Raw genomic sequence first — 10,519 nt, 5'->3', positions numbered from 1 at the left:
TACAAAAGGACGTTCGGAAGATGGCTGGAACTGATTGATTCTTTGGGCTACATAATTAGCTGCCCATTCGGAAAGAGCCTGATAATCTGATTCGATAATAACTCTCATAGTTTTTCCAGATTTAATTAATATATTTGTAACAAGAATCCACTTTGCATGTTAAACCACTGCAAAGATATTGGGAATTATGAATAAAACAATCATTATACAAAGTAATTATCGATTGTTTTTTAAATTTTTAATTAACCGGCTTTCCATTTTTAAAAACACCGCTTATGAAAGAACAGCTATTAGCAGACATCCAAAAAGGTTCGAAAAGTGCTATTATGAAAAAGCATATCATTACCTATTTAATATATAATGAAAATTCGACCATTACCGACCTAGCCAAAGACATGGACTTAAGCATTCCTACTGTAACAAAAGTAATAGACGAAATGCATGAACAAGGCTACATTGATGAATATGGGAAATTGGAAACGAGCGGTGGAAGACATCCAATTCTTTATGGACTAAACCCTGATTCGGCCTATTTTATCGGCGTATCCATAACGTGGAACAGCCTGCATATCGGTCTCATCAACTTCAAAGGTGATTTACTGAAACTACAAATGGGTATCCATATCGAACGGCAAGACACAATGGCATGCATTGACAAAATCTGCCGACACATTGAAACCTTTATCGATGGACTCAGCATCAGTAAAGAGCGGATTATACACATCAATGTAGCTCTGTGCGGACGGGTGAATCCAGAACTGGGATACAGTCACAGTTTCTTCAACTTCGGCGAACGCCCTTTAGCAGAAATATTGACAGAACGTATACACATCGAAGTTTCTATCGAGAACGATAGCCGCGCCATGTTGTATGGCGAATATATCAAAGGAGCTCTAAAAGGTTCGCGCAATGCTCTTTTTATCAATATAGACTGGGGACTGGGCATGGGTATTCTGATAGACGGGAAATTATACAAAGGCAAGTCTGGGTTCTCGGGCGAATTCGGCCACACCTATGGATATGACAACCAGATTATCTGCCATTGCGGCAAAAAGGGATGCCTGGAAACTGAAAATTCCTGTTCGGCTCTCTACCGCAAATTCATCGAACACCTGAAAGCAGGCGAGACTTCGATTGTCCTGTCTGAAAAGTCCATCGAAGACATTACCTTGGATGATATATTCAATGCCATAGGCAAAGAAGACTTACTTGCCATTGAACTGGTAGAAGAAATCGGACAACAACTGGGGGTGCATATCGGTAACCTTATCAATATTTTCAATCCTGATACAGTTATCATTGGAGGGGAAATGTCGAATGCAGGCGAATTTCTGTTACAGCCCATCATTACCACCGTACGAAAATACACACTTAGCCTGATGAGCCGCGATTCAGAAATCATTTTGTCAAAACTGAAAAGCCAGGCAGGTATCATAGGCTCATGTCTATTATCGAGAAGCCGGATGTTTGAAGCCTGACCCAAATACAAAAGAGGATGCACTCCAAAAAGAGAACATCCTCTATAAATTTTAAAACCGACGATTTATCGATTATCCTTGGTGGATTGCTTCAGAAGGACATACATCTGCGCAAGTACCGCATTCTGTACACATATCCGGGTTGATAGAATATTTGTCACCTTCAGAGATTGCGCCAACCGGGCATTCATCGATACAAGTACCGCAAGCGATACAATCGTCACTAATTACGTAAGCCATTGTTGTAAAAGTTAAAAGTTATTATTAGTACTAATTTGATAATGCAAAGGTAACTTTTTTATGTGAAGTTGTAACGTCTACATAGCAATATTTGATTAATTTGTACATAGTCTAAATAGAATCACCGCTTTATAGACTGATACATTGCTTGTTGCATACGTGTACGTATATTCAGCTTAGTCAGATTCTTATGATTGAATGCACGCGGATAAGTGCGGTTGCTCAAGAAAACAAAGACCAAATCGTTTTCCGGATCTGCCCAAGCACAAGTACCAGTAAAGCCTGTATGCCCAAAAACCCCTTGCGGAGCTTCAGCCGCACACGGGCTATGCTCTGGATGCCCGGTATCAGGCTTGTCGAACCCCAGTCCTCTCCTGCTCTCTTCCGACTGTAAGGTAATGAATAAGTCGCATGTAGCCCTACTCAGGTAACGATGCCCTCCATACACTCCCCGATCCAACAGCATTTGAAAGACAGCTCCTACATCATGTGCCGTCGAAAAAAGTCCGGCATTACCTGAAACTCCTCCCATGAAAGCTGCAATCTCATCATTTACATATCCTTGCAGTTCTGTCCTACGCAAAAAGTCTTCAGCCGCAGTAGGCACAATCTGCGATTTATCAAACCGATGCAAAGGATTGTATGCCGTATGCACCAAACCCATCGGCTTATAGAATACACTATCCAAATACACATCCAATGCAACGCCTGCAACAGATTCCACCAACTCTTTCAGCAACATAAAGTTCAAACAACTATACCGGTAAGAATGTCCTTTCAAAGGTATATCTGCCAATTGCCGGTTTATCTCTTTCCGAAAATCAGCATTCAAATACAAGCTGTCGGACAAAGGCAACACATACTTCCCTGTGCGTACGGAAGAAACCCATTCTTTTTTATAAACGAACCCGGTACAGGCATACAGGTTTTCATCTACTTGCAACGTGTGATACCGGTCATACTTTTTACGAAACAAACCTCCTTTACATGACTTCGAATCAATAGCCTCCTTATAGAAAGCCCAGTAAGCAGGCAAACCAGATTCGTGAAACAACAAATCCTGAACAGTAATACGCGATTTCCGTGTATCTTCCAACATTGGCAAATACTGGCTCACCCGATCGGTCAACCCGAATTTACCTTCGTCATACAATTTCATTACAGCCAACAATGTACCGGTCACTTTACTCAAAGAAGCCAAATCATATAAATCATTTTCTTTCACCTTGCGCGAACCATCGTAGGTAAATGTTCCGAAGCATTTATTATAGACAGGATATCCATCCTTCAATATCAGCACATGACATCCGGGATAAGCCTGCGCATCAATCCCTTCCTGGGCTATTGTATCAATACGTGCCAATATACGCGAATCCATACCAAAATCTTCAGGTGTATACAAATAGGGGCAATCAGGGTCTATTGTTATGCCTACACCTGCTTGACACCAGCCGGGAATGCCTACCGACAAACGTCCTGTCACCTTGTCTCTGCCTGTCATGACCTTTGCTACATAACGTTGAACTGCTTCTGTTCCGACATGTGCCTGAACAACGGCCGAAGCATGCTGCAAGACAGGAAGCATAGTCTTCAAATCCTCCTGAGGAACAAAAGAAACGACCACCAGTGGTTTATCGGCTGCCAATTCCTGAAGAAACGGCACATAAGATTCATAATCTTTCTGATGCAATGCCACGATAACCTGCTGTGCCGTACAAAGCCGCTTACGAATGGACTGCAACGAATCCACACGTGCATGTACCCAATTGATTGTTATCGATTCCTGCAATCCGTTGTAAAAAGGATAAGAATCGACTATCGAAGGAGAAATGCTCAACAAGACATTACCTGACAAAGCCAATTCCAACGGAAGCATTTCCAGCGAGTCCTTCAGTACTGTAACAGCTGCTTTATCCAATGCCAGCAGCAAGCTGTCTGTTTCAGGAATGCGTATACGAGACTTCAAATCTTTTTCATCCACCACCGGGCGCTGACTTAGACCCAATGCATATTTAAAGGTAAGTACCTTCCGGCATTTCTCGGTAATCACCTCTTCGGTAAGCAGGCCTTTCTTTATAGCATTCATTACTCCAGTCATTTCCCGCTTTAAATTACGTGGAGCCAACAACAAATCGTTTCCGGCCAAAAGTGCCTGTGCACACACATCGTCCGCCTGACGGATACCTCGCATTTCGAGCGCATCGGTAAAGACTAGTCCGGAGAAATGAAACTCATCCTGCAACATAGTGGTTATAATATCGGAAGAAATAGAAGCCGGCTTCTCCTCCAATTCAGGAACTTGCAGATGCCCGACCATCATACCACTTACTCCCGCATCTATCGCCCTACGAAATGGATACAACTCAATAGAATCCATACGGGCACGGTCAAAAGGAAGCACTGGCAATGCCTTATGCGAATCGACATCCGTATCACCATGTCCGGGAAAATGCTTGCAGACAGCCAACACACCTCCATCTTCCAAACCGCGTGCATAAGCAATAACTTTCCGTGCCACTTCTTTGGGGTTACTCCCGAAAGAACGGGTATTGATGACTGGATTTCCCGGATTATTATCCACATCCGCCACAGGAGCGAAATTAACCTGCACCCCTATTTCACGCAACTGACGTGCCACCTCTCTCCCATAACGATAAATCAACGAATCATCCTGAACACATCCCAATATCCGGTTTTTGGGAAATTCGGGCGTATCTTTCAGACGCATAGCCAATCCCCATTCACCATCAAAAGTAATCAGCAAAGGGATCCGGCTCCATTGCTGTGCCAAGTTAGTCAATTGCACCTGCTGGTCTATCCGCCCCTTGGCAAACAACAATCCACCTAATCCATATTCCTCAATCGCTTTCCGTATCTGGGCTTTGTTGCGCGGAGCTGTAACAGGATCTACCGTATGGATAAACAGCTGTCCGATTTTCTGTTTCAATGTCATCTCCGACAACCGGCTTTCCACCCATCTGCGGCACGCTGCCGTATCTTTCACCTGGCTCAATACCGAAGGCATCGTGTGAGCCTCTACCCAGACAGACAACAACAAGCATATATATAAAACGACCGCCTTTCTCATCTCAGTTCTTTTGCAAAGTCAACACCATTTTTCCTATAAAAGCGGCATGCTTTCCCATTTGTTGCAAAGGCACTTCCACGCCATCCAGATTCTTATAATATTCAGGTTTCTCAAAATAAGAATGCGAATGTCCGCCCAATACTACATCGATATTGCACGTATTCTCTATCAGTTCCACATCCGAATAAGGCTCTCCTTTCCAACCCAAATGAGAAAGACAAATCACCAAATCACACTTCTCCTGCATTTTCAGCAGGTCAGCAATCCGTTGTGCTTCAGAGACAGGATCCTCAAACTTCACATCACCATACGATGCTTTTGCCACCAAACCTTCCAGTTGCGCGCCCAACCCGAACACTCCAATCTTAATACCATCCCGATGCAACACAACATACTCTTTCACCAAACCTTCCAGCACCGTACCCGTCACATCATAATTGGCACATACAATGGGAAACTCTGCCAACCTGAACAAACGCGCCATATTCTCCAAACCGAAATCGAATTCATGGTTCCCGATAGTACCAGCATCATAACGCATCTCGTTCATCATGCTGATTTCCACTTCTCCCTTATATATATTATAATAAGGTGTACCTTGCGAGAAATCCCCACAATCGAAAAGCAACAAATCAGGATGGATTTCACGCTGCTGGCTGATAAAAGTAGCACGTCGCACCATACCGGCTTTCCCTGCCAGCAAGGTATCCTGGTAATTTTCAGGAAAAGGCTCAATACGACTATGCATGTCATTGGTATGAAATAAATAAATCTCCTTGGTTGACTGGGCTGCTGCTGTAACCACAAGCAAACATACCCATAAAGAAATAAGACACAATTTTTTCATTGCTTAATCTGTATTATTGTTCAACAATCCGCCCTTCCACCTTCGCATCAACACACTTGCCCAAAGCTTCCATATTTTTTACATAATCGATGAACAAATCCCGCAAAACAGCATTTTCCGGTTCAAGCTTACCCACAGCTTCTTTAAAGGCTGACAAATGATCATTCCCTTCGGCCAAATAGTCAATGGTAGCTACCTGATAGTCCTTTTCCGGGTCAATGTCCTTTCCACCGACTTTCGCACTCAACAGATTGCCCGATTCCGATATGACAAGCCTTGCTCCACTTAGTCCTTCTCCATGTACCCCAGCCATCTGCCTGAACAGTTCCTGCAAGTCTTTCCCTTTCAATGTCACTACCACCAAATGGTTTTCGAACGGAGTGATTTCATAAACCGATGCAACCGTTACCTCCCCTTCATTCAGCAGACTGCGTATGCCTCCCATGTTCATCACGCCCACATCTGCCGGCATACCGGTTTTAACTTCCGCCGCCGTACGCAACACGTCTGCTAACAGATTCGACAAGGGCGATTCGGGACGGTAAACTTCCAACTTCCGTGCCGCATGGCCGATTACCGGCTTCATGATGCTATCCACACCCTCCTGGTAAGGCTGCAACATACGCCACGCTTTCATATCTTGCTCCACATCGTATGCTTTTGTCACAGGTACCCTTTCTCCTTCTACCGACACCAGCGAATAGCCTGAACTACATGCCGTTAAAGCTAGGGCTACCACATACATGCCATAACATAATCTTTTTTTCATATTGATTGTCTGTTTATTTCCAGTCAAAGTTAGAAAAAAAGCCGACGATGCCCAAATTTTCCTTCAAAATAAAGCGAAAAGGCTTTGTCATGTCGCAAAAAATCACTTACTTTGCACCGCTTCCGCGCAATCGCTGTCAAGAAGAGTTACTTGGTATGTTGCGTTGGGTACGATAAACAATTTAATTTCAAAAAAACAAGATGGATTTAATTAAAATTGCAGAAGAAGCATTTGCTACTGGCAAACAGCATCCTTCATTCAAAGCAGGTGACACGGTTACAGTAGCATACCGTATCGTCGAAGGTAACAAGGAACGTATTCAGATGTATCGTGGTGTAGTTATCAAAATCTGTGGACACGGCGAAAAGAAACGCTTCACCGTACGTAAAATGTCTGGTACAGTAGGTGTAGAACGTATTTTCCCCTTGGAGTCTCCGGCTATCGACAGCATTACTGTCAACAAGATTGGTAAAGTGCGTCGTGCTAAATTGTACTACTTGCGCAAACTTACCGGTAAGAAAGCGAGAATCCAGGAAAAACGTACAAACTTATAATTCGGATTCGATTGTTTCCTTACATAAAAGCCGGCTTCTATTATCAGAGGCCGGTTTTTTTATGATATCTGTCGTGCATGTGGCTACCATTATATAAAAAGAGTCAGGGAAATCAAAGCCAATACTTCTGTGCTATTGGCATTTATAGTCAATCAGAGATAATTTTACGCAATTCATTTCTGATTGACTATAGAAGAAACTGTTTTGAATTTCTCCAAAAAGTTTTTCTTGGCTTGATGTATCCGTTTTCGTGTGTGCATTGGGCAATTTTTGGTCATTTCCGCTTCTGTTCTTCATCAGATAGCCCGCTATCTTCCTCATCACACTAGCGGAAATACTCCAAATCAGCACACGATAAATTCAAAACAGCTGCTTGCTGGAAATTTAAGGGTATTCACTAATATCATTCCACTTTCTTACCGTTTATCGTCACATTCTTCAAAGTAAACCCTTCTACACAATCTTTCTGTATTTCGGGCTTCTTTGTTACAGTCAAGTTTAAGTTTTCGAACATAAAATCGGACAATTTATATTGGTCTTCCGCTTTTGCCACATCAAACACCACCTCACATTCCATCGTAATATTCCGCATCGTCACGTGGCTTGAATATGAATAAGGTATATCCTTCCGCCCTTGCAGATCGAAGAATTGGGTCCATGGTTTTGCATAAAGAAAGCTGGAAACCGTACCGGTGATATTTTCTACCGTAATATATTCGTAGTTCTGGGGCGTATCGGGACGCATCTTCAACCAAAGCAAGCGCTTTGCATTGTCCAGCCGGCAACGACGAAGCACGATGTTATGGTCATGGATGGATTCACTTCCGCAAGTCAATGCACTATGGCAAAAACCATACACGCAATCTTCTATAATAATGTTACGGTTCGAACCATTGTTTTTCTTATCCTGGTCAGCCCATGGTCCCTTTCCACCTTTCAAGGCAATGGCATCATCGTTGACCGACATATAGCAATTCTTCACCAACACATTGGTGCAGACATCAATATCAATGGCATCCGAACTGGGCGCCTTCACCGGTTCGTAAGGGGCGAAAATTGAAAGGTTCAGCAACTTGACATTCTCGCAACGGTAAAGATGGGTAGTCCAAAAAGGAGAGTTCTCCAGACGCACACCCGAGAGCTGCACATCTCTTGAATCGGCGATATATACCAGACGTGGGCGCAACTCTTCCAAGTTGGTGCATTTCGGATTCACTTGCCGGCGCAACCAAAAAGATTTCCAATAACGCAGACCATTTCCGTTAATACGTCCTTCACCCGAAATGGTAAAGCCATCCACCCCGATGGCATTGACCAAAGCTGCAAAATATTTCAGGTTCTGCCCTTCCATACGTGTATCAATAACAGCAAAGTGGCTGATATCATCACTTCCCTTCAAAGTTCCACCTTTTTCTATATACAGGTGTGTATTGGGCTTAAAGAAAAGTGAACCGCTCAAAAACGTTCCTTTCGGGATATAAACCACTCCGCCCCCATCCTGCGACGCCTTGTCGATAACTGCCTGTATCTTCTCTGTCTGCAAGACTGTACTATCGTTTACCACTCCATAATCTGTAATGCGATAACTTTTACCCAAATCCTGCAAATTCACAATTTCCGTCTGACGGAACCAGTCGGGCACCGGAGTACCATCGGGAAACACATCTTTTGCCGAGAGATGCAAAGCACACATCGCTACCCAAGCAAAAGCCAACCACTTTGTCCACATTTTATTCATATTACCTATACTTTTTAAATTGAGAAACTGTTTTGAATCTCTCCAAAAATTTTTCGCGTCTTAATGTATTCGTTTTCAAAACAGTTTCTGGATATACCAATCAATTGTCATGTCGCAAAGATAAACGAACCAAACAATATTTGAAATAGAAAATCATACAGAAACCAAGTGTAATTGTACAAATTACTTTCCCCCGCAGACAAAATTTACCCAAATATGGATAAAAACAAAGGAATCTGTATTATTTTCCATTTTTTCAGTACAGAATAATCCGTACTTTTGCCCAGGAAATATTTATTTAATCAATATAAAGAACCATGAAAAAATTATTTATTGCAGCATTGGCGCTCTTCTTGGGAGGTATTGGCATGCTGAAAGCACAGGAAATACCCGACCAGAAAGAAACGCTGAAAACACTGATCAAGGTAAACGATTTCTACATGAAAAACAATCCCGACTGTCGCCAGCCCAGCTACGTGAACAAGATGCGGCCTAGCAACATCTGGACACGTGCCGTATATTATGAAGGACTGATGGCACTCTATTCCATCTATCCCGATGACAGATATTACAACTACACCTATCAGTGGGGAGAATTTCATGACTGGAACATGGTGCGTGGTGAAACATGGACACGTCATGCCGACAACTATGCTTGCACGCAAGTATATATAGATATGTATAACCTCTGTCCCGACCCAAAAGTGTTACGTCATGCCAAGGCCAACCTGAACATGCTGCTCAATACGCCGCAAATCAACGAATGGACATGGATTGACGCCATACAGATGGGAATGCCCGGATTTGCCAAGATGGGCAAACTGACCGGCGAACAAAAATATTTCGACAAGATGTGGCAGATGTATGAATATACCCGCAATCGGTTGGGCGACAATGGCATGTTCAACCTTAAAGACGGTCTGTGGTGGAGAGATGCAGACTTTGACCCTCCCTACAAGGAACCAAACGGCGAGGACTGCTACTGGAGTCGTGGAAACGGATGGGTATATGCTACCTATGTACGTATATTAAATGAGATTCCTGCCGACGAGACCCACCGGCAGGATTACATCAACGATTTCCTCACCATGAGCAAAGCACTCAAGGCTTGCCAGCGTGAAGACGGATTCTGGAACGTCAGCTTGCACGACCCTACTCATTTCGGAGGCAAAGAACTGACTGGTACTTCGCTCTTCGTATATGGCATGGCATGGGGTATCCGTACAGGATTGCTTGACCGAAATGAATACCTGCCCATCGTACTGAAAGCCTGGAATGCCATGGTGAAAGACGCTGTGCATCCCAACGGATATTTAGGATACGTACAGGGAACTGGCAAAGAACCGAAAGACGGACAACCCGTAACCTACGACAGCAAACCCGATTTTGATGATTTCGGTACAGGGTGTTTCCTGTTGGCAGGAAGTGAAATATATAAGTTACAATAAACAGTAAAAAAAAATGCATGCACCTGCATGTGTGATATATAACCGGATTTTTCAATAGGAATATACTTGTTTTTCAGGATTGGATTAAAAGTGTGTTGAGCTGATTCACCACAGGAAGCCTTGCCTATTTCGGATAGACAAGTGTTTTCTGTGGTGTTTCTTTTTGTCCTGTCCTGCATCTTTCCTCATCACGGAAGTGAAACTAAGAAGCTGTTTTGAATTTATCGTGCGATGATTTGGGATGAGTTTTTGAGACATTTTCTCTTCTGTGATGAGGAAAATAGCGGGCTATCTGACGAAGAACAGGAGCGAAAAGGACCAAAAAATCGCCCAAAGCACACACGAAAACAGATACAT

General features: G+C 43.2%; 8 protein-coding genes and 1 pseudogene. 3 read left to right on the top strand and 6 right to left on the bottom strand.

The genetic code is table 11. The features are described from left to right. A pseudogene (gene nagB / locus H9625_RS16215) lies at positions 1 to 108 on the bottom strand (glucosamine-6-phosphate deaminase); the annotation flags it as partial. A 167-nt stretch (positions 109 to 275) separates the two neighbouring features. Between nagB and H9625_RS16210 the strand changes: the two are divergent. Continuing rightward, entirely contained in the window at positions 276 to 1,478 is a 1,203-nt protein-coding gene (locus H9625_RS16210; RefSeq protein WP_022040241.1) for an ROK family transcriptional regulator, read from the top strand. Between the two features lie 72 nt (positions 1,479 to 1,550). On the opposite strand, the gene H9625_RS16205 is transcribed toward H9625_RS16210, so the two are convergent. The 4 genes from H9625_RS16205 to H9625_RS16190 form a co-directional block, all read right to left on the bottom strand. Then, positions 1,551 to 1,718 (bottom strand): DUF362 domain-containing protein, encoded by a 168-nt coding sequence (locus tag H9625_RS16205; RefSeq protein WP_013618916.1) that lies wholly within the window; start codon positions 1,716 to 1,718, stop codon positions 1,551 to 1,553. Between the two features lie 121 nt (positions 1,719 to 1,839). Next, positions 1,840 to 4,806, bottom strand: coding sequence for a glycoside hydrolase family 3 N-terminal domain-containing protein (locus H9625_RS16200; RefSeq protein ID WP_191765334.1), 2,967 nt, complete (start codon positions 4,804 to 4,806; stop codon positions 1,840 to 1,842). A 1-nt stretch (position 4,807) separates the two neighbouring features. Then, entirely contained in the window at positions 4,808 to 5,653 is an 846-nt protein-coding gene (locus tag H9625_RS16195; RefSeq protein WP_022040244.1) for a bifunctional metallophosphatase/5'-nucleotidase, read from the bottom strand. 13 nt (positions 5,654 to 5,666) lie between these two features. Continuing rightward, entirely contained in the window at positions 5,667 to 6,422 is a 756-nt protein-coding gene (locus H9625_RS16190) for a 5'-nucleotidase C-terminal domain-containing protein (RefSeq protein ID WP_087213377.1), read from the bottom strand. Between the two features lie 200 nt (positions 6,423 to 6,622). On the opposite strand from H9625_RS16190, the gene rplS reads away from it, so the two are divergent. Beyond that, entirely contained in the window at positions 6,623 to 6,976 is a 354-nt protein-coding gene (gene rplS / locus H9625_RS16185; RefSeq protein ID WP_022040246.1) for a 50S ribosomal protein L19, read from the top strand. 403 nt (positions 6,977 to 7,379) lie between these two features. On the opposite strand, the gene H9625_RS16180 is transcribed toward rplS, so the two are convergent. Then, positions 7,380 to 8,714 carry a rhamnogalacturonidase gene (locus tag H9625_RS16180; protein ID WP_430516455.1) on the bottom strand — a complete coding sequence of 445 codons (1,335 nt, stop codon included), beginning with the start codon at positions 8,712 to 8,714 and terminating at the stop codon, positions 7,380 to 7,382. Positions 8,715 to 9,031: 317 nt separating this feature from the next. Between H9625_RS16180 and H9625_RS16175 the strand changes: the two genes are divergently transcribed. Then, on the top strand, positions 9,032 to 10,162 hold the full coding sequence (locus H9625_RS16175) for a glycoside hydrolase family 88/105 protein (protein ID WP_022040248.1): 1,131 nt from the start codon (positions 9,032 to 9,034) through the stop codon (positions 10,160 to 10,162). The last annotated feature ends 357 nt before the right edge of the window (positions 10,163 to 10,519 follow it).

This window comes from Phocaeicola intestinalis, from assembly GCF_014837065.1.
Lineage (GTDB): Bacteria > Bacteroidota > Bacteroidia > Bacteroidales > Bacteroidaceae > Phocaeicola > Phocaeicola intestinalis.
The sequence above is the reverse complement of the archived record's forward strand: the minus strand, read 5'-3'. Positions and strand labels throughout refer to the sequence as shown.